The organism is Pseudomonas sp. G7(2022) (assembly GCF_052660475.1).
This window is the reverse complement of sequence record NZ_CP109659.1, coordinates 1033046-1054829: the sequence shown is the minus strand read 5'-3', so window position 1 is coordinate 1054829 and position 21784 is coordinate 1033046. Positions and strand designations below refer to the sequence as shown.

The window sequence follows — 21784 nt, the reverse complement described above, 5'->3', positions numbered from 1 at the left end:
TTTCAATATATCTGAACAGTAACACCCAGCCTTAATCACTCAACACAAATTCAGCAACTTTGCCCTGGCCACCGCCTGAGTTCGGCGTTCAACCCCCAACTTCCCATGTATGCGTCGAACATGAGTTTTAACCGTATGCAATGAAATGAACAACTTCTCGGCAATTTGCTGATTGGAATCGCCGGACGCAATCAACTCCAGAACTTTAAGTTCTCGCTGACTGAGGGGATTGAGCGGTGTACTTTGTTCTTCCACATGTACCGCTGTTTCAGCAACACGCCAGTGCGAGGGAATCTCCGTGCATCGGGCGTATAGCTCGGCCAACATTTGCTGCAGGTTGCAACGCTTGATGATCTGGCAGCCCTGTTCGAAGAACTTTCTGGCCTGTGCCGGCTCGCCGAGGACCAGCGCCACTTCGGTCAGCGTCAACAGCAACTCGGCCTCCAGTCTGGTCAGACCGCGAGCCTGAGCCGACGCCAGCAAGGTACCCAGCCGAATCAGAGGCGCTTGCATTTGATCCAATCGGGTCTCGGCCAGAACCAGCAGACATTCGATACGTGGAATCAGCTCCAGCGTCGCCGGCGGTGCCTGCCGAGCACGTGGGCCACGATAATGTCTGAGCACCCGGCTCAACGCCTCGTGAGCCAGTTCGGGTCGCCCTTGTTGCAACCAGAATTGGCTGCTGACCTGCAACAGGACACCGCGATAAACCGTGTCCGGAATCTGTCGCTGTTGCATCAATCGTTCGGCGTCCCGCAGTCGCATGAAGGCTTGAGCGTAATCCCCCTGATTGGCGGCCAGTTGCGCCTGTCCGATAAAGCCGTAAAGCACGCGCTTGTCAAAGCTTCGCAGGCAGTCGTCGAGCCCTTGTTGAAAGAGCTCGGCCGCCCGCCCCTGTTGCCCCATGCTCAGTGCCAGCTGCCCCCGGCGCAGGGCGATACGCCCCAGCAGCGGCGTCGGTCGCTCGACGGACGAAGCGAGCATTTCGCAAAGATTGGCCAGCAATGCTTCGGCGCGAGCCGACGCCCCTCGCTGTTCCAGCAATTGGGCGTGATCAAGTTCCAGCAACGCCTCGAACAGCAATGAGCCCTCTGCCCGGGCCAGACACAGCGCTTCACGATTGATCGAATGCGCCAACTCCAGCTCACCGCACAGCAACGCCTGTTGTGTACGTCCCGAGAGGCACAGCAGACGCGCAGTCCAGGCCTTCGGCGACAGATCGCTCAAGGCTTGTTCAAAGTGATCACGCGCCTCCTCCATCCGCCCTTGAAGATGCAACAGCCAGCCTTGCTGAGCCTGCCAGCGCGCGATCAATTGCCGTTGCTGGCCAGCCGACGGTGGCGGCAAAAAACGCGACAGTTGCCCGATGCAATCCGCCGCCTGCGCAAATCGTCCGGCGAACAACAGCGCTGCCGTGATCAACCCGACCAGCTGTGCCGAACTGAGCAACAGCTCCTCGCCGCGTTGTTCATAGAGACGCAGTAACAGCACGACGGTCTGCTCCTCGAACAGATGCTCGAAACTGAAGTGTTGCAACAGGCTCACCGCGACCTCGTACTCCTCGGCCAGCAACGCCTGCTCAAAGGCGCATTTCCAATGCTGTCCGGCGGCAAACCACTGACAGGCCCGGCGATGCCAGGAGCGTCCGGCCGGCCAGGGTTCATCACGCATCAAGCGCGACAGTGGAGCACATACCTGCAACCAGTCCGGAGATTGATGCCAGGGTTCGATGAAACACCCGAGGGTTTGCAGACTGCGCATCCATTGCGCCCCGTCCCCGGCACCGAACAGGTGATCGCACAGGCTGGCATTGAAGCGCGGCAAATGCGCCAGCACCCGCCAGGCTTCGGCCAGTTCCGGACTCAGGCTGCTGAACAGTTCGTGTTGCAGGTAGTCCAGCAAAGTGTCCATGCGCTGCTGCGGCCAGGTCTTTTGCGACCAGTCGCATTTTTGCATCATCAGCATCCGCACTCCGGCGCACCAGCCTGCGCTGCGCTGATGAATACGAGCAGCCACGCTGTCGGCCTGGGCTGGCGGCAAGTGATGCAACACTTGGGCGATCTCGCTCTGGGTCAACGCCAGCGTTGCGCCTTCACATTCGTACAGTGCGTCATCAAGCAGCAGGCGCGGCCAGTTGCAGGGTGGACGGCGCCGCGTACCGATCCACCACGTCAGGGCAGGACTGCTGACCGCCAGCAGCCGGTCGAGCAATGCGTCCAGCGCCGGCTGCGGATTGCGGCAGTAATCGTCGATAAACACCCAGGTTGCAGAGGACCGCCGTGCCACCTCATGAAGCAGCGACGCTTCATCCGCGACCGCCAGCCCGATCGCGCGCCCGAGCCGCTCGCAGAACTCACCGACGTTCAGAGAGGCACCTGCCATCGGTAACCAGCAGACCGTGCAATTGACCGGCGCCTGCAGCAGGCATTCGGTGAGCAGCGCAGTCTTGCCACTGCCGGGAGGCGCGCAGATCAATCGGACCCGGGCCATTGACTCGAGCAACACCTCGCAAAGGCGCGGACGCGGCAAATGATGGGGAGACAGTCTCGGGAAAAAATCCGGTCGATCCAGACAGGGGGTCATGGCGGTCATCGGCTGCGCCTTTTTATCGTTGTACGCTCACCCTAGCCCTCTCCCCGACGCTTGTTGACGAGTATTCAGTACGTTGATTGCGACCCATAAAAAAGGCGACCGCACGGTCGCCTTTTGTCTTGCCGGTGCATCGAAAACCCTAGCGCACGCCCTCGGCACGCAGGGCTGAAGGCGTGAAATCGGCGACCTTGGCTTCGAAGCCGAATTCGAAGCTGTGCTTCTCCTCGTTTTTCATTCCGAGGGCGATGTAGCGACCGGCGATGATGTCGTAGAGCGCTTCCAGCGTGTAGGCCTGAGTCTGGTGATCGTAGTAGTACTGGGCATGCCCTTCGGCGACCCGCCACAGCTGCCCGCGACCGTCGTAGTGATCGGCCAGCGCCACTTGCCAGCTGTCCTCGTCGAGGTACATGTGGCGCTTGGCGTAGATGTGCCGTTCGCTCGGCTTGACCGTGCCGATCACCTCCCAGACCCGGTGCAATTCATAACGGGTCAGATCCTGATTGATGTGCCCGGCCTTGACGATGTCGTCGTACTTGAGCTTCGGCGAATCGAGCTTGTAGCTGTTGTACGGAATGTACATTTCCTTTTTGCCGATCAGCTTCCAGTCATAACGGTCCGGTGCGCCGGAGAACATGTCGAAGTTATCCGAAGTCCGCAGGCCATCGGCGGCGGTACCAGGTCCGTCATACGCCACTTGAGGCGCACGGCGAACCCGACGCTGGCCGGCGTTGTAAATCCACGCCAGACGCGGTTCCTTCACCTGGTCGAGGGTTTCGTGCACCAGCAGCACGTTGCCGGCCAGACGTGCGGGGGCGGTCACCGACTGTTTGAAGAAGGTCAGTACGTTGGCCGCCTGCTGCGGGTCCAGGTCCTTCATCAACTGCGGCACGGCGATCTCTTCCTCGAAGCGGATCGGCGTGTAGCTGCCATTGGTCTGCGGTGTCACCTGAGTGATGATCCGTCGCAGATTGCCACCGTGATAACGCGTGATGTGGTTCCACAACACCTCGACGCCGTTCTTCGGAATCGGGAAGGCGTAGTAGCGATTGCCGGTGAAATTGGCCAGGCCGTTGCCGTCATTGATCGTGGTGACGTTCAACGCGCTGCGCTTGGCCGATTCGTAGATTTCCGGTGGAACGGCGACGGTGCGGTGTGTGGGGTAGACCGGAATTTTGTAGGTTTGCGGATAGCGTTTGAACATCGCCACCTGTCCCTCGGACAGCTTGTCCTTGTACTGATCGACGTTGGCGGCGGTGATGGTGAACAGCGGCTTTTCATTGGCGAACGGGTCAGCCAGAAAGCCCTTGCTGTCCACCGCCCCGGCATTCTTCGGAATGCCGCCGGTCCAGGCCGGAATCGAGCCATCGGCGTTACCGGCCTTCTCGGCGCCGAGTGGCGTCAGGCTGGTGCCGAGCTTGTCGGCCTCTTGCGGCGACACCGCCGCAATCACGTTGGCAGCCAGCAGGCTCAGGGCCAGGACACCGCATTGCAGAATCATCTTGCGCATGGATTTCATCCTTCTCGGGCAGATCAGAAGTTCACGCCGAAGCTCAGGGCCACGAAGTCACGGTCAGTGAGAACGTTGTAATCGCCGCCAAAAAAATCGGTGTAACTGAGGCTGGCGGTGTAGGTGTTGCGGTAGTCGGCATCGACGCCGACGCTGATGGCCTTGGCGCCTTCGTTGAACAAACCGTTGGGCCCGTAACCGGAGACGTCGTGGGACCAGGACAGGTTGGGCTTGAGGTTGATCCCGCCGATCACGTTGGCGTAGTCGAGGATGGCCCGGGCGCGATAGCCCCACGAAGTCGAAGTAACGAAGCCGCCGGTGTCACCACCGAAACCGTACTGGCCGTACACCGAGTCGCGGCCGTAACGCAGCTTGCTGCGCGACTCCAGTCCGCCGACCCGCACCACCGCAGCCTCGCCGACCACGGTCAGGCGTTCGGCGCCCAGCACCTGATCGAAGAAGTGCGTGAGGGTGCTCTGCAGTTGCGTCACTTCCTTGCGCCGATAGCCTTTGTTGTCGGCGCCTGGCGACGTGGTCAGCGGCGACGCCGCGCCGCCGGCGATCGGATTGAGCAAGGCCAGGGTCAGGTCGTTGGTGTTGACCTGCACCGGAGCATTGGGCCGGTAGCTGAGTTCGCCGGTCCACGCGGTGCCGGTGGGCAGTGTGGTGGCGAAACTCGCGCCATACAGACGGATGTCTTCCGGGTATTCGAGGTAGTACTGACCGCGCCCGAGCATCACGCTTTGCGCCAGCCCGGACCCGCTGCCGGGTGCAAGGCGATTGGCGGTACTGACCATCCCCGGGAGTGCCGCCAGGGTCGACAACCCGGCTGTGGTGGTGCCGACCGTGGGCGTACGGCTGTGGTAATTGATGAAGTACAGGCCATATTCGGTATCGTCGCCGAGCCAGCGCAACGCCGTACCCCATTGCCCGGAATCCCGCGCATCTCGGTCACCGCCACGGGGCACGACCACGCCTTCGCGAGTGACCTGGATGGGTTGCCCGAAGGCAGCGGCCAACGGCGCCAGCGGTGCAATCGCGGGACTGCCGACGGTGTAACCGTTGTTGCAACCGTCCGCCGCCACGTCGACACCGAAGAAGGTGCCGCAGTTGTCGAGAACGGTCTGGTCCCATTCCAGTTGATAGAAGCCCTCGACCGAGAGTTTGTCCGTCAGGCTTTGGGAGCCGAACAGCATGTTCACCGGAATCAGGCCTTCCTTGATCTCCGCGCCGGGCCGGCGAAATGCCGAGACGTCGATCGGGTTGATGCTGTTGATCGAGTTGCCGATGAAGGTGCTTTCGCCCCAGCTCACCACCTGCTTGCCGGCGCGCACGGTGCCCGGCAGATCGGCGATGGAGTAGTTGTGATAGACGAACGCATCGAGAATCTGCCCGCCGGAAGACTTGGCGCCCTCCTTGCGGCCCTTGTCGCTGATGGGTTTGAACTCGCGGTCTTCGTCCTTGAGTTCGAAGTCGTACCAGTATTTGCCGCGCACGAACACACCGGTGTCACCGTACTTGAGTTCAAGGTCGTGAATGCCTTTGAAGATCTTGGAAAAGGTCTCGCCCTTCTTGAAGTTCAAGCGCCCGTCATCACCGGTCGAAGACTGGCCCTTACCGCCATTGACCGTGCCGACCAGCGACTTGTCCGCATCACGCATGCCCCAGCTCGCGCCGACCGAGAGTGATGAGTCGAACGTGCCTTCGATTTCGCCGATGTTGAAATCGACCGCATGGGCCTGGGCGCAACAGCCCAAGGCGACCGCAGCCGCCAGTGCCTGCGGTTTGAAGATGGCGCGCATTGTTGTTTTTGTCATGCGTCTTCCCCGGTGAGTGACAGAAGGCCTCACCCTACTGCCGCCACACGGGGACGATAAGCGCACCAAGGAGGTATTCGCGCTGTCGCTCGAAAGGATGAATCGCCGCCTGCAGCAAGGCTTTGCGCCGCCCATGAGCCGGCTGGATGACCTGCGATCAATGGAACGCATGATGGCGCCACTGCACCCGCACACTGTTACATGCCCGGTAACAGTGCATGTCCGGAATCGCTATTTTTCCTTGGGCCCCGGACGCTTATTCTGAGCGGGCTTTAACGGCACGGCGCCGCGAAGCACGAAGTCCACGACCGAGTCGTCGGCAACCGATTTCTGATGGATTGAAGCGTTTTTCGCTCCATCGCCCAGGTGTTCACTGACGTTGATTTGTAGCTCCTTGATCCAACGTCTTACCTTGGCCGCTGCGTTTGCAGCGGCCTTTTTTATGGGCGGTGTTTTTTGCAGGAACGCCAAGGCGGGGATATTCGGCGGGAACGGCAGGACTCGGACGAGTCCTGCCAGACGACTCAAAGGCGTCAGAGCGAATGTTTCTGCAGATTCGCCATCATTTCTTTCAGCGCTTCGATATTGTCCTTCGGATGCGCCGCCCCTTCGAAATCACAAATCTGCTGCCAGTGCGCCGCGACATCTTCCGGTGAAAACCCCACCCGTGGATCGAACCCGGCGCCCAGACTGCGCTCCCAGCGCACCTTGCCCATCCAGCCGCCGCCGACTTCGAACAGGCCCGAGGTTTCCTGGCATTGCTCGCTGGCCAGATACACCACCAGCGGGCTGACCAGTTCCGGTTTGAGTTGCTCGAACACTTGCGGCGGGATCAGGCCTTCGGTCATGCGCGTGCCGCCGGTGGGAGCGATGGCGTTGACCAGGATGTTGTTCTTGCGACCTTCGATGGCCAGGGTGCGGGTCAGGCCGTAAAGACCGAGTTTGGCCATGCCGTAGTTGGACTGGCCGAAGTTGCCGTAGATGCCCGAGGTCGATGCGGTGAAGATCACTCGCCCGTAGTTTTGCTCACGCAGGTGCGGCCATGCGGCGCGCGTCACCTTGTAGGCGCCTTCGACGTGGACGCGATAGACCAGATCCCAGTCGGCGTCTTCCATTTTGTGGAAGGTCTTGTCGCGCAGGATCCCGGCGTTGTTGACCACCACATCGACGCGGCCGAACACATCGAGAGCGTTCTGCACCAGTTTGTCGCCGTCGGTCACCGAGTCATGGTTGGCTTCGGCAATGCCGCCGGCCTCGCGAATTTCCGCCACCACGCGGTCGGCGGCCGAAGCGTTGGCGCCTTCGCCCTGGGTCGAGCCGCCAAGGTCGTTGACCAGCACCCTGGCGCCCTGCTTGGCGAACAGCAAGGCATGAGCGCGCCCCAGGCCACCACCGGCTCCGGTGACGATCACGACTTTATCTTCGAAACGCACAGACTCATTCATCGGGGCAACTCCAGCAGGCCTGAGGGACAGTGTCCCCGAGTGTCAGGCACGACGCGCTCGGTCACAACGAACACGGCTGGGGCTGAATGGTGCGCGATAAGGCTGGGGGATGATGAAAACGTGCCGAGGCGCCAGGCGCCTGCGGCACTCACTCAAGAGCACGCCACCTTGCGCGGCGGCAACACGAAGTGATCGCGAAATTCGAGGTAGTGCTTGAGCACCTGCACCGGCGCTTCACTTTGCGGGTAATGACCGATGCCGGGCAACAGCACGGTGTCCGCGTCGGGTATCAACTCGCAATAACGCTCGACCATGTGCGCGCCGGAGATCGGATCGACCTCGCCATCGATCACCCGCAACGGCACCTCGCCGCGCTGCATCGCCGCGACCCAACGATCACGCTGCACCCTGCGTTCGGGAATGTAGGTGATCAGCTTGTGCATGATTCGCGGCCCGCGGTTGCACTCGATCAGGCTCCAGAAATCATCCATTTCACTTTCACTGGGCCGGGTGTCCGGACCGAAGATCTGCCGGAAGCTTTTCACCAGCGCATCGCGGGTAAACGCGCGGCCGATCATCCAGCCCAACGGGCTGAGCAACAGTTTTTGCGCCAGCAGTGGCCGATGGGTTTCCGGGAACAGCCCGCCATTGAGGAACACGCAACTGGCGACGTCGATCTTCTCTTCGTAATGCCGGGCCAGCAGCTCCTGGGCAACGCTGTCGCCGTAATCGTGGGCCAGAATGTGCACCGGTTGTTCGACCTGCAGATGCGCCAGCAAGGCCTGTTGCAGATCGGCCTGCTCCAGCAGGCTGTAGGTGTGGTTCAGCGGTTTGGCCGAGTCGCCGAAGCCGAGCATGTCGCAGGCGATTACCCGAAAGCGCTGGGCCAGCGGCTGCCACAGGTAATGCCAGTCCCAACTGGCCGTCGGAAAGCCATGGATCAACAGCAGGGGTTCGCCCTGCCCGGCCGTCCAGTAGCGGATCGGCTGACCATGGAAGACAAACGTCTGGCCGCGTTTGCGCCAGACACTCAGAGGGATCTCGGCGAGAGGCATTAGAGTCTATACCCCGGGTCTTGTTTATCGAGTTTGCGCAGCAGCGCCGGCCAGGCCAGCGCGCCACCCATGCCTTGAGCACTTTTGGTGACGCCGGCGATCATCGCCTTGGCGCCTGCCAGTATCTGCGGTTCGATGGCGATCAGTTCGGCACCGCCGGTCTGCGCCATGACCTGGATGTCGCAGGCGCGCTGAAAGGTGAACATCATCAGGAACGTGTCGGCGATGGTGCCGCCACAGGTCAGCAGACCGTGGTTGTGCAACATCAGAAAATTGCAGTCACCAAGATCGGCCTGCAACCGCGCTTTCTCTTCATGATTCAGGGCCACACCTTCATACGCATGAAAGGCCAGGCTCGAGAGCACGAACAACGATTGCTGACTGATCGGCAACACGCCCTGCTTCTGCGCCGACACCGCGACACCGGAGGCGGTGTGGGTATGCAGCACGCAGGCTACGTCGTGCCGCACTTCGTGCACGGCGCTGTGGATGGTGTAGCCGGCGGGATTGATTTCGTAAGGGCTGTCCATGAGTTTGTTGCCGGCCTGGTCGACCTTCACCAGGCTCGAGGCCGTGATCTCATGGAACATCATTCCGAACGGGTTGATCAGGAAATCTTCGGTGCCGGGCACCTTGGCGGAAATGTGGGTGAAGATCAAATCGTCCCAGCCATGCAGGGCGACCAGTCGATAGCAGGCGGCCAGATCGACCCGGGTCTGCCACTCCGCGGCACTGACCTGGTCTTTGACACTCAAGGAAGAAGAGACGGGGGCTACGCTCACTGTATGCACCTCTGTTTTTGTTTTTTTCGGCAGGTGTCAGCAGTCTAGTCAGCCCCGGGGTTTCGCGTAGTTGCATTGGCAGCCAGCTTGATGACTGTGCGAGTCAGCGGCGCAAACCGCTTGGATCCATGTCAAAGCAACGACGCCAACAATGGGGCGGCGAACAGATTGAGCAGTCCGGTGAGCACCATGACCAGCCCTGCAACCGAGCCTTCTTCGCCACCCACTTCATGGGCGCGACTGACGCCCGCGCCATGGGCGCCGACACCAAACAACGCGCCACGTGCCAGGGCGCTGCGCAGTGGCAGCCATTTGAGCAGCACCCCGCCCAGCATCGCGCCGAACACCCCGGTGACCATCACGAACACCGCTGTCAGCTCGGGTACGCCACCCAGGTCCTGCGCCAGCGGCATGGCAAACGGCGTGGTGATCGAGCGCGGCACCAGCGACAGCGTCACCGAGCTGTCCAGCGCCAAAGCTCTGGCCAGACCGAACGAGGTGGCAATCGATGCAACACTGCCGGCCAGCATGCCCAGCAGCAACGCCGACCAGTGCCGGACCAGCAACCGTCGCTGTTGCCAGATCGGCACTGCAAACGCGACGGTGACCGGGCCGAGTACCAGCATCAGCCAGTGGGTGTTGCTGGAGTACTCGGCATAAGCCGTGTGCATCGGCACTGCGAGCGCCAACAGCAAGGCGGGGACCAGAATCAGCGGCGACAGCACGTAACGCCCGGTACGGCGATACAGCCAGCGACTGAGCAGGTAGGCCAGCAAGGTGAACGCCAGCCAGAACATCGGCATCAGTTCAAGCTTCATGGGACCGCCTCAGGCGCACGGCCAGTTCAACGGTGAACGCCGTCACCAGCATCACCATCAGCGTGCTCGCCGCGATCACCAGCAGAATCCGCCAGCCGTCATCACGCAGCAAGGCGCCGTAATCCAGCAGGCTCATCAGCGCCGGAATGAAGAACAGCAGCATCTCGGCCATCAACAGTCCTGCGCCCATTTGCAGCGCCGCCGGCTTGATCCAGCCGAACGCAAAAGCCAACAGCAGCAACGCCATGCCGATCACGCCGCCGGGGATCGGCCATGCCAGCCATGCGGCCAACTGGCAGCCGAGCAGATAGAGACCCAGTAGCATGGCCAGTTCGGCCAGCAGGCGAGAGAGATATTTGAGGGTCGTGGCTTTCATAGGTGGGCTCCTTGTCAGGTGCCTATTTTACGAACCCGACTGCCATCTCCGAAGCGAATTGTTAGACTCAAAGCCATTCCAATCAGGAATCAGGCCATGGAATTCAAACAGCTCAAAAGCTTCGTCGAAGTCATGCATCAGGGCGGTTTCACCCAAGCCGCGAAAACTTTGCACATCAGTCAGTCCGCCGTGAGCAAGCAGATCGCCCAGCTCGAACAGAGCCTCGGCACGCCGCTGCTCGATCGCCTGGGCTCGCAGATACGCCTGACCGCCGCCGGCAGTGTGGTGCTGCAACGGGCCGAAGGCATGCTGCGCCTGCGTGATGAATTGCTCACGGAACTGGACGATCTCAGCCATCTGGCACGTGGCGAGTTGCGTCTGGGTTTGCCCTTGCTGGGCAGCGATGCGTTGTTTGCCGGGTTGTTCGCCGAGTACCGACGGCGATACCCGAACATCAGCGTGCAGTTGCTTGAAGGCGGCAGCCGTAATATCGAACAGGCGGTGCTCAGTGGGGAGCTGGAGTTGGGTGGCAGCCTGCTGCCGAAAGATCCGCAGTTCGACTTTCAGCCGTTCTGTGATGAACCGCTGGATGCGCTGCTTCCGGTGGATCACCCGCTGGCGGCAAAAGGCGAAATCGGTCTGGAGGAACTGGCCGATACCCCGTTCCTTTTATATCAGCGCAGTTTCGTGCTCAACGATCGTTTGCTTCAGGCGTGCCAGCAGATGGGCTTCACTCCGAAAGAAGGTGGCCGCAGCGGTCAGGCGGATTTTCTCGCGGCACTGGTTGCCGCCGGGCAAGGCGTGGTGCTGCTGCCCCGCGTGGTGGCCCGCGGTCTGGTGCGGCCAGGCGTGGTGCGCCTGACCTTGAACGCGCCGGACTATTTGCGCTGGGACATCGCCTTCATCTGGCGCCGGGGCGCCTATCTGTCGAAGGCTGCGCAGGCCTGGCTCGCACTGTTGCGCGAGCGTGGGATCAGCCCTTGAGGGTGGCGATCAACTGTTCCAGCCAAGGCTCGGCGTCGGTTTCCGGAGTGACGCTTTCACTGGCGTCGATGCGCAGCATGTCCTGCACTTCCCGTACGCCCAGTTCGCCGAACAATTCACGCATCTGCTCACCGCCGCCGCAAAAGGTGTCGCCGTAACTGGCGTCACCCAAGGCGATCACTGCGCCAGGCAGACCACGCCAGGCAGCGGGCAACTGATCACGGAGGGTCGAGTACAGGGGTTGCAGGTTGTCCGGCAACTCGCCCATGCCCGTAGTCGAAGTCACGGCGAGCAAGGCGTCAGGGCCAAAGGCCTGGAGATCGGCGAGGCTGGCGCGCGAGTTGTAGAAGGTTTCAAAACCGGCGGCTTTCAGCAGGCTTTGCGCGTGGCGAGCGACTTCTTCGGCCGTGCCGTACACCGAGCCGGAGAGGATGGCGACTTTCATCAATCTGATCCTGAAACTGAAAAAAAGAGCGGCGATAGTAACAGCCGCCGCTGCAATGTTGCGATTGGCTCTCGATACGCATTGATGGCCTGTAGACAGCGCCGATTGATCTTCTAGAATGCCAGACACCGACAACCTTGACGGGATTCAAAGATGATCAATGCCAGCCTCCTGCAAATGGTGATCAATGCGTCGAACGACGGAATTGTGGTGGCCGAGCGAGAAGGCAAGGAAGACAACATCCTGATTTACGTGAACCCGGCTTTCGAGCGCCTGACGGGCTACACCAGCGAGGAAATCCTCTATCAGGATTGCCGTTTTCTGCAGGCCGGAGACCGGGACCAGGAAAATCTGTCGCTGATTCGCGAAGCTTTGCACAGCAACGGTTCGTGTCGGGAAATCATTCGTAACTATCGCAAGGACGGCACACCGTTCTGGAACGAACTGTCGCTGTCGACGGTAAAAAACGCTGATGACGGACAGACATACTTTGTTGGCGTGCAGAAGGATGTCACCGTTCAGGTAAAGGCGCAGCAGCGGGTTGCACAGCTGGAGGCCCAGGTCACGGCACTCGAAGCCGAGCTTGCCGCCCTGAAAGCGACGAACGGCGCAAACAAAACTGCGAACTAAGTGTCAGTAACTACAATCACCAATGACTTTGTAATTATTTATTTCGAGCTAGCCATGCAACGCGACGCCCTCCTGACCCAGGATGAGCTGGATTTCATCCAGACCATGCAACACAACCCGCAACTCAATGTGCGGGATGCGACGTCGAGCCTGTTGGTCAATGGTGGTTCGCAGATCCGTGACCTGCTCACGCGACTGGCGGCCCACGAACAGATCACCATCCAGGCCAGTTTCGAAAACCAGCAGATGACTTTTCCGTTGCATCTGGTGGAAGACGAATTCCACGCGCTGCATCTGCGTCTGGGCGTACCAAGCATCTATGAAGACGGGCCGATGGTGCGCCCGTGGCGTCTGACCCTGGAAGAACCGGTAGCCCTGGAGAATGCCAAAGGGCAACCGGGCATGTTGTGGGTTCACGAGGTTTCGCACAAAGGCGTATTGCTGGAAATGCGCAACAAGACCAAACCGCCCCGGCATTTTGCCCTGTGGTTCAGCCCTTCAGGCTATGAGCGGATTTCCCTGCGCGGCACTTTCGAACGGGAAACCGAAAGCGGTTTCTTCGCCTACGATTTGAGCCAGAGTGATGCCGACGAAACCGAACGTCTGCGCCAGTTCATCCTGCAACAGCATCGTCTTACCCACCCTGCCCTGCACGCCTGAGTCTCAGGTATCCAGCGTGCCTGCGAGGAACTGATTCATGCGCTGACGCATGGTCGATCCTTCATTGCCCAGACAGCCCACCGATGATCCGGCCAGGCTGTCCTGCGCCAGATCGGCGGCATCGCCCGCCAGCATCAACTGACAATCAAGACTCAAGGCCAGACGATTCAGACGTCGTGGCAGCTCTGCGGTCGGCGCGTGATTGGAAAACAGCACCAGCGCCTCGGGCCTGGTCTTTTCGCACACCAGCGTCAGCTCATCGAACGGCTGGCCGGTGGTGAGCACTCGAACACCTGCGTCATTGCCGCTGAGAAACAGCGCCGCCACCAGCAATTCAAGCTCACGACACTGACCGGCCAGCGCGCTGACGATCACTTTGCGCGGTTGCGAGCCGCGCAACACAACGATGCGCTGCAGCACCTTCGCTCTCAGAAAACCATCGAAGAACAGCCACTCACTGGTCTGCCCGAATGCGTCCTGACGCTGAAGCATTTGCAGCCACAGCGGCATCAGGATGTCCTGAAATACCACGGGCAAGGCATAGGAGGAGAAAATCTGGCCGTAGACCTGGTCGAGCAACTGATCGTCGAATGAGCTGATTGCCTGCCGAACCTGCTCCTGCCACTGAACGTAGTCCGCCTGTACCAGGTCATCGGGGATGAGATGGGACAGCACTTTCATCGGTTCGGTCTTGGCCAGGATCTTGCCGACCTTGCTCACCGCCACACCACGATCAATCCAGTCGACGATACTGCGAACACGCTCGATATCGGTCATCGAATACAACCGATGCCCACTTTCGGTGCGTGTTGGCTGGATCAAACCATAGCGCCGTTCCCATGCGCGCAACGTGACAGGGTTGACCCCGGTCAGACGCGCCACTTCACGTATCGGGAAAAGTTCTTCGCGCTCCAGCGCAACAGATAACGGCGAAGCAGGACGAACTTCTGTAATGACAGGCATTGGGGCGGACACTTCCTTGGTGGCGAAGTTGGATCCCATTCTACCCCGGATGCACCTCCCCGGTTCAACCGACGAAATGGGACGAAAGTCTCTGGTTTTGTCACGATAATCAGGAATAATCCTTGCTTGTCGAAAAGCGCAGCCCTCTACCCCGGCGCTGCGTGAGGCGAAGTTCCTACCCGGAGCGACGCAAATGCAATACGGAGATACACAATGTCTACTTCCCCCGTCACGCTGATGGTTGCACGTCGCGTCGCCGATGGCCGCTATCAGGACCTGATCGCCTGGCTGCGCGAAGGCGAACAACTGGCCACCGATTTTCCCGGCTATCTCGGGTCCGGCGTCCTGGCTCCGCCTCCCGGCGATAATGAATTCCAGATCATTTTCCGCTTTGTCGACGAACAGACTCTGCATGCCTGGGAGCATTCTGCATCGCGCACCGCGTGGCTGTCCCGTGGCAGTGATCTGTTCGCCCATCCGAAGGAACATCGGGTCAGCGGCATCGAGGGCTGGTTCGGCGCAGCAGGTATCCGCCCACCGCGCTGGAAACAGGCCGTGGCGATCTGGCTGGCGTTCTTTCCGGTGTCGCTGCTGTTCAACTTCGTACTGGGCCCGCTGCTCGGTGAAATGAGCCTGCTGCCTCGCGTGTTCGCCAGCACGCTGTGCCTGACCCCCCTGATGGTCTACTTCTTCATCCCGCTGTCGACGCGTCTGCTGGCCGGCTGGCTCAACAGCGCCCCGGCCCGTCCACTGCCTGGCGCGGCATCCACGCAAAATCGCTGAAACCATCGCTCGCGTCGCTGTTATAGTTTTTGCTCAGACTTCGACGCGAGCCGTTCATGACCACTTCCGCCGCTCCCATTCTTATCACTGGCGCCGGCCAGCGCGTCGGGCTGCATTGTGCGCAGCGTTTGCTGGAGGACGGCCACCGCGTCATCTTCACTTACCGCAACGAACGTCCGGGCGTGAAGATGCTGAGGGATCTGGGCGCCATCGCCTTGTTCGCGGACTTTTCCAGTGAAGCCTCCATCCTGGCGTTTATCGCCGAACTGAAAACCCACACCGACAGCCTGCGGGCCATCGTCCACAACGCCTCCGAATGGCTGGCGGAAAACGAGGACGGTGAAGCCGCAGCCTTCACCCGCATGTTCAACATCCACATGCTGGCGCCGTACCTGATCAATCTGCATTGCGCCAATCTGCTGCAACGTTCGAGCCCCGCCGACATCATCCACATCAGCGACGACGTCACGCGCAAGGGCAGCAGCAGACACATCGGTTACTGCGCCAGCAAGGCCGGGCTCGACAGCCTCACGCTATCCTTCGCTGCGCGCTACGCCCCATCAATCAAGGTCAACGGCATTGCCCCGGCCCTGCTATTGTTCAATCCCGATGATGACGCAGCGTACCGCGCCAAGGCGCTGGCCAAGTCCGCGCTGGGCATCGAGCCCGGCAGCGAAGTGATCTATCAGAGCCTGCGCTACCTGCTCGACAACCCCTACGTGACCGGCACCACCCTGACCGTCAACGGCGGGCGACACGTCAAGTAATACGCCCCCGCGAGGATGCTCCATGAGCCGTTCACTGCCCGAAAACTACCGCGAGATCCTGATCGGCCTCGGTGAAGATCCCGACCGCGAAGGCTTGCTCGACACACCGGTGCGCGCGGCCAAGGCCATGCAGTATCTGTGTCACGGCTATGGGCAAAGTGTCGACGAGATCGTCAATGGTGCACTGTTCGCTTCCGACAGCGACGAGATGATCATCGTCGCCGACATCGAGTTGTACTCGTTGTGCGAACATCACCTGCTGCCCTTCATCGGTAAGGCCCATGTGGCTTATATTCCGACAGGCAAGGTACTGGGACTGTCGAAGATCGCGCGTCTGGTGGACATGTTCGCCCGCCGCCTGCAGATCCAGGAAAACCTCACCCGGCAGATCGCCGAGGCGGTCCAGCAAGTCACCGATGCCGCCGGTGTCGCGGTGGTGATCGAAGCCCGGCACATGTGCATGATGATGCGCGGTGTCGAGAAACAGAATTCGACCATGAACACCTCGGTCATGCTCGGCGCCTTCCGCGAGTCGAGCAACACCCGCCAGGAGTTCCTGCAATTGATTGGACGGAGCAAGTAAATGCCACAACTTCAACCGGGAATGGCGCGCATCCGGGTCAAGGATCTGCGCCTGCGCACCTTTATCGGGATCAACGAGGACGAAATCCTCAACAAGCAGGATGTGCTGATCAATCTGACCATCCTGTACGCCGCGCAGGAAGCGGTGCGTGACAACGACATCGACCACGCGCTGAACTACCGCACCATCACCAAGGCGATCATCGCCCATGTGGAGGGCAATCGCTTCGCGCTGCTCGAACGCCTGACCCAGGAACTGCTGGATCTGGTAATGGCCAATGAATCGGTGCTCTACGCCGAGGTCGAGGTTGACAAGCCTCACGCGTTGCGTTTTGCCGAGTCGGTGTCGATCACCCTCGCCGCCAGCCGCTGAGTGCGTCTGGCGCTCCGGGCGTCAGACTTTTATCATCCGCGCCACGATTTGACTGCACAGAGCCCATCATGACCGAGCAACAACGCCTCGAACTCGAAGCCGCCGCCTTCCGCCGGCTGGTCGCCCACCTGGACAGCCGCAAGGACGTGCAGAACATCGACCTGATGAACCTTTCCGGGTTCTGTCGCAACTGCCTGTCCAAGTGGTACAAGGCTGCCGCCGACGAGCGCCAGATCGAGGTCAGCCTCGACGAAGCTCGCGAAGTGGTTTACGGCATGCCGTACGCCGAGTGGAAAGCCCAATATCAGCAAGAAGCCAGCGCCGAACAACAAGCGGCGTTCGCCAAAGGAAAACCCAATGAGTGATCTGAACACCCTGCGCACCAGCCTCAAGAGCGGCGAACACGTTTTTGCCGACACCCTGTCCTTCATCGCCGCCGGTTACGACTACCAGCCTCAGGCGTTCAACAACGGCGGTGTGGAAAACGCGGCCGGGCAGAACGAAGGCTCGTGCAAGACCCTGGGTCTGGCGCTGTTGGAAGGCCTGAGCGATGAGGAAGCGCTGCTGGCGTTCGGCGAACACTACCGCTCGGTCGTGGCAACGCCTGAAGGCAGCGATCACGGCAATATCCGCGCCTTGATCGCCCACGGTCTGGCAGGCGTGAAATTCACCGCGCAGCCGCTGACCCGCCGCTGATTTAGAGCGAATCGCAGGCATGAAAAAACCGGCCAATTGGCCGGTTTTTTCATGCCTGCGTTCTTAGAACGAAGCGTTCTGCAAACCGTCCAGGTAACGCTCGGTGTCCAGTGCCGCCATGCAGCCGGCGCCGGCCGAGGTGATGGCCTGACGGTAAACGTGGTCGGCCACGTCACCGGCAGCGAAGATGCCTTCGACGCTGGTCGCGGTGGCGTTGCCTTCACGGCCGCCCTGAACGACGAGGTAGCCGTCCTTCAGCTCCAACTGACCTTCGAACAGCGAGGTGTTCGGGGTATGGCCGATGGCGATGAACACGCCGTCGACCTTGATTTCGTCGAAGCTGCCGTCGTTGTTCTTCAGACGCGCACCGGTCACGCCCATGTTGTCGCCCAGCACTTCGTCCAGGGTCGCGTTCAGTTTCAGCTCGATCTTGCCTTCGGCCACACGGGCGTTGAGCTTGTCGATCAGGATCTTCTCGGCGCGGAAGGTTTCGCGACGGTGGATCAGGGTGACCTTGCTGGCGATGTTGGCCAGGTACAGGGCTTCTTCGACAGCGGTGTTACCGCCACCGACTACAGCTACCGGCTTGTTGCGATAGAAGAAACCGTCGCAGGTCGCGCAGGCCGAAACGCCTTTGCCCATGAACGCTTCTTCCGACGGCAGGCCCAGGTAACGAGCGCTGGCGCCAGTGGCGATGATCAGCGCGTCGCAGGTGTAGGTGCCGCTGTCGCCGGTCAGGCTGTATGGCTTGGAAGCGAAGTCCACGGCGTTGATGTGATCGAAGACGATCTCGGTTTCAAAACGCTCGGCGTGCTCGCGCATGCGCTCCATCAGCACCGGACCGGTCAGACCGTGGACGTCGCCCGGCCAGTTGTCGACTTCGGTGGTGGTGGTCAGTTGACCGCCGGCCTGCATGCCGGTGATCAGCAGCGGCTTGAGGTTGGCACGGGCAGCGTAGACAGCAGCGCTGTAACCGGCAGGGCCGGAACCGAGGATGATCACTCGCGAATGACGGACTTCAGACATGAACCTGCTCCTGTTGACCGGCCAAGACACCTGGCCGGACGCCGGACTGCCGGCGGGAATAAAAAAGGACTGTGGATAACCTTGGGGAAGGCGTGAGCTCGACAGTCCTGTAAAAAGTTGGGTGCAGCGTATCGAGGGGGGCAAGATTAAGGAAATACGGTTTAACAATCCAGCTCATAGGTGGTCTCTATGCCGACACACTGACGAGATGGACGTCTTTGTTACAGTGAATGTCGATCCCGCTGCTGCGCTTTCACAGGTTGTGCAAAGTCGGTAAGGTCGGCGCGTTTTCCCTTGCTCGGAGCACCTTATGCCCGCCCCTGTTCTGTCCGGCCCGCAATACCTGCGCGAAGGCCTCAAACTGGTCTTGAGCCCGGGCCTGCGCCTGTTCGTGCTGCTGCCGCTGGCCATCAACCTGGTGCTGTTCGTCGGATTGATCTATTTCGCCGGACACCAGTTCAGCCTGTGGGTCGACTCCCTGATGCCATCGCTCCCCGACTGGCTGAGCTTTCTGAGCTACATCCTGTGGCCGCTGTTCGTGGTGCTGGTGGCGTTGATGGTGTTCTTCACCTTCACCCTGCTGGCCAACGTCATCGCGGCGCCGTTCAACGGCTTCCTCGCGGAAAAGGTTGAAGTGGTGGTGCGCGGCACCGACGACTTCCCGGCCTTCAGCTGGGGCGAACTGATCGCCATGATCCCGCGCACCCTGGCCCGGGAAATGCGCAAGCTCGGTTACTTCCTGCCCCGGGCGATCGGCCTGTTCATCCTGTCGTTCATCCCGATGGTGAACATTATCGCCGCGCCGCTGTGGCTGCTGTTCGGCGTATGGATGATGGCGATCCAGTACATCGACTACCCGGCCGACAACCACAAACTGGGCTGGAATGAGATGCTCGCCTGGCTGCGCCAGAAGCGCTGGCAGAGCATGAGCTTCGGCGGGATCGTCTACCTGGCGCTGCTGATTCCGGTGGTCAACATCCTGATGATGCCTGCCGCCGTGGCCGGAGCGACGTTGTTCTGGGTGCGCGAACGCGGGGCCGAAAATCTTGTGACGCAACGCTGAGTCCGCGTCACAAATCCATCATCCGAACGTCACAAGCGCGACATGGCCTCAGCCGACACTGAGGCCATGACGACAGCTCTACATATCACCCTGATCAGCGAAACCTTCCCACCGGAAATCAACGGGGTGGCCAATACCCTTGGCCGCTTGTGCGACGGTTTGCGCGCACGCGGGCATCGGGTGGAACTGGTGCGGCCGCGTCAAGGTGACGATCCGCAGCGCAGTGAAGACGATGCGCTGCTGTTGTGCCGGGGCTGGCCGTTGCCGGGCTATCCGGGATTGCAGTGGGGTCAGTCGTCGATGCACAAGTTGCTGCGACGCTGGACTCGCCAACGCCCGGACGTGCTCTACATCGCCACCGAAGGCCCCCTCGGGTTGTCTGCACTGCGAGCCGCACGCCGCCTGGGTATTGCCGTGGTCAGCGGCTTCCACACCAATTTTCAGCAGTACACCAACCAGTACGGCCTCGGCTTGCTGACGCGTTTGCTGACCCACTATCTGCGCTGGTTTCACAATCGTTCGGCCCTGACCCTGGTGCCGAGCGTCAGCCAGCGCCTGGAGCTGGAGCGGCGGCATTTCGATCGTCTGGCACTGCTGTCCCGAGGGGTCGACAGCCAGTTGTTTCACCCGACCAAACGGCTGAACGCTTTGCGCGAGCAATGGGGACTGAACGAGCAGGACATTGCGGTGATTCATGTCGGACGCCTTGCCCCCGAAAAAAATCTTGCCCTGCTCAAACGTTGCTTCGACAAACTCGCCGGCGCGTACCCGCAACGTAATCTGAAACTGATCATCGTCGGTGACGGACCGCAGCGCGCAGCCCTGGAAAAGGAATTGCCCAACGCGATTTTCTGCGGCTCGCAACGCGGCGAAGCATTGGCGGCGCACTATGCGTCCGGTGATCTGTTCCTGTTTCCGAGCATGACCGAAACCTTCGGCAACGTCGTGCTGGAGGCACTGGCTTCAGGCCTTGGCGTGGTGGCCTACGATCAGGCAGCGGCGGCACAACATATCCGCCATGGCTACAACGGCGTGCTGGCGATGCCGGGGGATGAAGAAGCGTTTTGCGATGCAGCGCAGTGGCTGCTTGAAGAGGATGAAACCTTGCGTTGCGTCAGGTTGAACGCCCGCCAGCATGCCAGTCGCCAAGGCTGGGCGGCGATCATCGAGCAGTTTGAAAACCATCTGCAGGGAGCTTGCCGCGACCTGCGCGACAAGCCCCCCACTGCGATCAAACCAGCGTCATCAACGCCTCACGGCTGAATGGCAGAATGTCCTGCTCGCGGCCTTCGCGCACTTTCTGCGCCCAGTCCGGATCCACCAGCAGCGCACGCCCCACTGCCACCAGATCGAACTCATCGTTGTTCAGACGCTCCAGCAGTTTTTCCAGACTGGCCGGTTGTGCCACCTTGTCGGTGTTGACCATGAACTGCAGGAACTCGCCATCGAGGCCGACGCTGCCAACGGTGATGGTCGGTTTACCGGTCAGTTTGCGGGTCCAGCCGGCCAGGTTCAGTTCGGAACCATCGAATTCCGGCTCCCAGAAACGGCGCGTCGAGCAGTGGAAAATATCCACACCGGCGTCGGACAATGGCTGGAGAAACTCGCCCAACGCCTCCGGGGTCTGCACCAGACGTGCGGTGTAGTCCTGCTGCTTCCACTGGGAGAAGCGGAAGATGATCGGGAAACCTTCGCCAACAGCTGCGCGTACAGCCTGAATCAGCTCGATGGCAAAACGCGAACGGTTGGCCAGGCTGCCGCCGTATTCGTCGGTGCGCTGGTTGCTGCCTTCCCAGAAGAACTGGTCGATCAGGTAACCGTGGGCGCCGTGGATTTCCACGCCGTCCATGCCGATGCTCTTGGCATCTTTGGCAGCCTGGGCGAAGGCTGCGATCACGTCCTGAATATCCTGCTTCGTCATGCCGTGCACCACGACCTGACCGTCCTTGAGTTTTTTCGACGGGCCGTAACCCGGCACGCTCGCGTCCGGCTCGGTGCCCAGACGGCGCACATTGCCGACGTGCCACAGCTGCGGAACGATCTTGCCGCCTTCGGCATGCACCGCGTCGACGACTTTCTTCCAGCCGGCCAGTGCCGCTTCACCGAAAAACTGCGGCACATTCGGGTAACCATTGGAGGCTTGATGGCCAACGGTGGTGCCCTCGGTGATGATCAGGCCGACGCCCGCTGCCGCGCGACGACGGTAGTACTCGATCACTTTGGAATTGGGTACGCCGCCCGGAGAGAACGAACGGGTCATCGGCGCCATGACCACGCGGGTCGGCAGTTCGAGGGCACCGAGCTGGAACGGTTTGAACAGGGCTTGCACGGGCATGGGAGGCTCCACGAAAAATTGATCGACGGGCATGCGATTCATATGACGACGATAATATGCGGAGTTTCAACCCATCGATAGCACT

At 60.7% G+C, this 21784-nt stretch carries 24 protein-coding genes; 11 read left to right on the top strand and 13 right to left on the bottom strand.

Going from position 1 to position 21784, the window contains the following annotated elements:
- Positions 1–39 precede the first annotated feature (39 nt).
- From NE357_RS04645 to NE357_RS04605, 9 genes are all read right to left on the bottom strand, one after another.
- Entirely contained in the window at positions 40–2592 is a 2553-nt protein-coding gene (locus NE357_RS04645; RefSeq protein WP_169428912.1) for a helix-turn-helix transcriptional regulator, read from the bottom strand.
- A 139-nt stretch (positions 2593–2731) separates the two neighbouring features.
- Positions 2732–4099: a DUF1329 domain-containing protein gene (locus tag NE357_RS04640; protein WP_423815169.1), complete on the bottom strand. Its 1368-nt coding sequence runs from the start codon at positions 4097–4099 to the stop codon at positions 2732–2734.
- 23 nt (positions 4100–4122) lie between these two features.
- Positions 4123–5916, bottom strand: coding sequence for a DUF1302 domain-containing protein (locus NE357_RS04635; RefSeq protein ID WP_169428910.1), 1794 nt, complete (start codon positions 5914–5916; stop codon positions 4123–4125).
- A 231-nt stretch (positions 5917–6147) separates the two neighbouring features.
- On the bottom strand, positions 6148–6387 hold the full coding sequence (locus tag NE357_RS04630) for a hypothetical protein (protein WP_169428909.1): 240 nt from the start codon (positions 6385–6387) through the stop codon (positions 6148–6150).
- A 62-nt stretch (positions 6388–6449) separates the two neighbouring features.
- Complete coding sequence (locus NE357_RS04625) at positions 6450–7361, bottom strand: SDR family oxidoreductase (RefSeq protein ID WP_169428908.1); 912 nt, start codon at positions 7359–7361, stop codon at positions 6450–6452.
- Positions 7362–7513: 152 nt separating this feature from the next.
- Entirely contained in the window at positions 7514–8416 is a 903-nt protein-coding gene (locus NE357_RS04620; protein WP_169428907.1) for an alpha/beta fold hydrolase, read from the bottom strand.
- Entirely contained in the window at positions 8416–9198 is a 783-nt protein-coding gene (locus NE357_RS04615) for a class II aldolase/adducin family protein (RefSeq protein WP_169428906.1), read from the bottom strand. The genes NE357_RS04620 and NE357_RS04615 overlap by 1 nt, the downstream gene beginning before the upstream one ends.
- Positions 9199–9329: 131 nt before the next feature.
- Positions 9330–10016 carry an LrgB family protein gene (locus NE357_RS04610; RefSeq protein ID WP_169428905.1) on the bottom strand — a complete coding sequence of 229 codons (687 nt, stop codon included), beginning with the start codon at positions 10014–10016 and terminating at the stop codon, positions 9330–9332.
- On the bottom strand, positions 10006–10392 hold the full coding sequence (locus NE357_RS04605; RefSeq protein WP_169428904.1) for a CidA/LrgA family protein: 387 nt from the start codon (positions 10390–10392) through the stop codon (positions 10006–10008). Before NE357_RS04605 ends, NE357_RS04610 begins: the two co-directional genes overlap by 11 nt.
- Before the next feature lie 96 nt (positions 10393–10488).
- Here NE357_RS04605 and NE357_RS04600 point away from each other — a divergent pair, with 96 nt between their 5' ends.
- On the top strand, positions 10489–11376 hold the full coding sequence (locus tag NE357_RS04600) for a LysR family transcriptional regulator (RefSeq protein WP_169428903.1): 888 nt from the start codon (positions 10489–10491) through the stop codon (positions 11374–11376).
- Here NE357_RS04600 and NE357_RS04595 read toward each other — a convergent pair.
- Complete coding sequence (locus tag NE357_RS04595) at positions 11366–11821, bottom strand: flavodoxin (RefSeq protein WP_169428902.1); 456 nt, start codon at positions 11819–11821, stop codon at positions 11366–11368. The genes NE357_RS04600 and NE357_RS04595 overlap by 11 nt on opposite strands.
- A 153-nt stretch (positions 11822–11974) precedes the next feature.
- Here NE357_RS04595 and NE357_RS04590 point away from each other — a divergent pair, with 153 nt between their 5' ends.
- A complete protein-coding gene (locus tag NE357_RS04590) occupies positions 11975–12451 on the top strand; it encodes a PAS domain-containing protein (RefSeq protein ID WP_169428901.1) in 477 nt (158 codons plus the stop codon).
- Between the two features lie 54 nt (positions 12452–12505).
- Positions 12506–13111: a hypothetical protein gene (locus NE357_RS04585; RefSeq protein ID WP_169428900.1), complete on the top strand. Its 606-nt coding sequence runs from the start codon at positions 12506–12508 to the stop codon at positions 13109–13111.
- Positions 13112–13114: 3 nt separating this feature from the next.
- On the opposite strand, the gene NE357_RS04580 is transcribed toward NE357_RS04585, so the two are convergent.
- A complete protein-coding gene (locus tag NE357_RS04580; protein ID WP_169428899.1) occupies positions 13115–14074 on the bottom strand; it encodes a MerR family transcriptional regulator in 960 nt (319 codons plus the stop codon).
- A 213-nt stretch (positions 14075–14287) separates the two neighbouring features.
- On the opposite strand from NE357_RS04580, the gene NE357_RS04575 reads away from it, so the two are divergent.
- From NE357_RS04575 to NE357_RS04550, 6 genes are all read left to right on the top strand, one after another.
- Entirely contained in the window at positions 14288–14857 is a 570-nt protein-coding gene (locus NE357_RS04575; RefSeq protein WP_169428898.1) for an antibiotic biosynthesis monooxygenase, read from the top strand.
- 56 nt (positions 14858–14913) lie between these two features.
- A complete protein-coding gene (gene folM / locus NE357_RS04570) occupies positions 14914–15624 on the top strand; it encodes a dihydromonapterin reductase (RefSeq protein WP_169428897.1) in 711 nt (236 codons plus the stop codon).
- A gap of 22 nt (positions 15625–15646) precedes the next feature.
- Positions 15647–16207: a GTP cyclohydrolase I FolE gene (gene folE, locus NE357_RS04565; RefSeq protein WP_169428896.1), complete on the top strand. Its 561-nt coding sequence runs from the start codon at positions 15647–15649 to the stop codon at positions 16205–16207.
- A complete protein-coding gene (folX, locus tag NE357_RS04560; RefSeq protein WP_007957207.1) occupies positions 16208–16579 on the top strand; it encodes a dihydroneopterin triphosphate 2'-epimerase in 372 nt (123 codons plus the stop codon).
- Positions 16580–16647: 68 nt separating this feature from the next.
- Complete coding sequence (locus tag NE357_RS04555) at positions 16648–16944, top strand: DUF1244 domain-containing protein (RefSeq protein ID WP_169428895.1); 297 nt, start codon at positions 16648–16650, stop codon at positions 16942–16944.
- The gene (locus tag NE357_RS04550) at positions 16937–17275 is read left to right on the top strand and encodes a HopJ type III effector protein (protein ID WP_169428894.1); all 339 of its coding nucleotides are present in this window, start codon (positions 16937–16939) and stop codon (positions 17273–17275) included. Before NE357_RS04555 ends, NE357_RS04550 begins: the two co-directional genes overlap by 8 nt.
- 63 nt (positions 17276–17338) lie before the next feature.
- Here the strand turns inward: NE357_RS04550 and trxB are convergent, their stop codons facing one another.
- Entirely contained in the window at positions 17339–18301 is a 963-nt protein-coding gene (gene trxB, locus NE357_RS04545; RefSeq protein WP_039769336.1) for a thioredoxin-disulfide reductase, read from the bottom strand.
- Between the two features lie 310 nt (positions 18302–18611).
- Between trxB and cysZ the strand changes: the two genes are divergently transcribed.
- Positions 18612–19364 (top strand): sulfate transporter CysZ, encoded by a 753-nt coding sequence (cysZ, locus tag NE357_RS04540; RefSeq protein ID WP_169428893.1) that lies wholly within the window; start codon positions 18612–18614, stop codon positions 19362–19364.
- Between the two features lie 42 nt (positions 19365–19406).
- Positions 19407–20627, top strand: a complete 1221-nt coding sequence (locus tag NE357_RS04535) for a glycosyltransferase family 4 protein (protein ID WP_169428892.1) — start codon at positions 19407–19409, stop codon at positions 20625–20627.
- Here NE357_RS04535 and NE357_RS04530 read toward each other — a convergent pair.
- Entirely contained in the window at positions 20596–21699 is a 1104-nt protein-coding gene (locus NE357_RS04530; protein ID WP_169428891.1) for an NADH:flavin oxidoreductase, read from the bottom strand. The two genes, NE357_RS04535 and NE357_RS04530, sit on opposite strands and share 32 nt — an antisense overlap.
- Positions 21700–21784 lie beyond the last annotated feature (85 nt).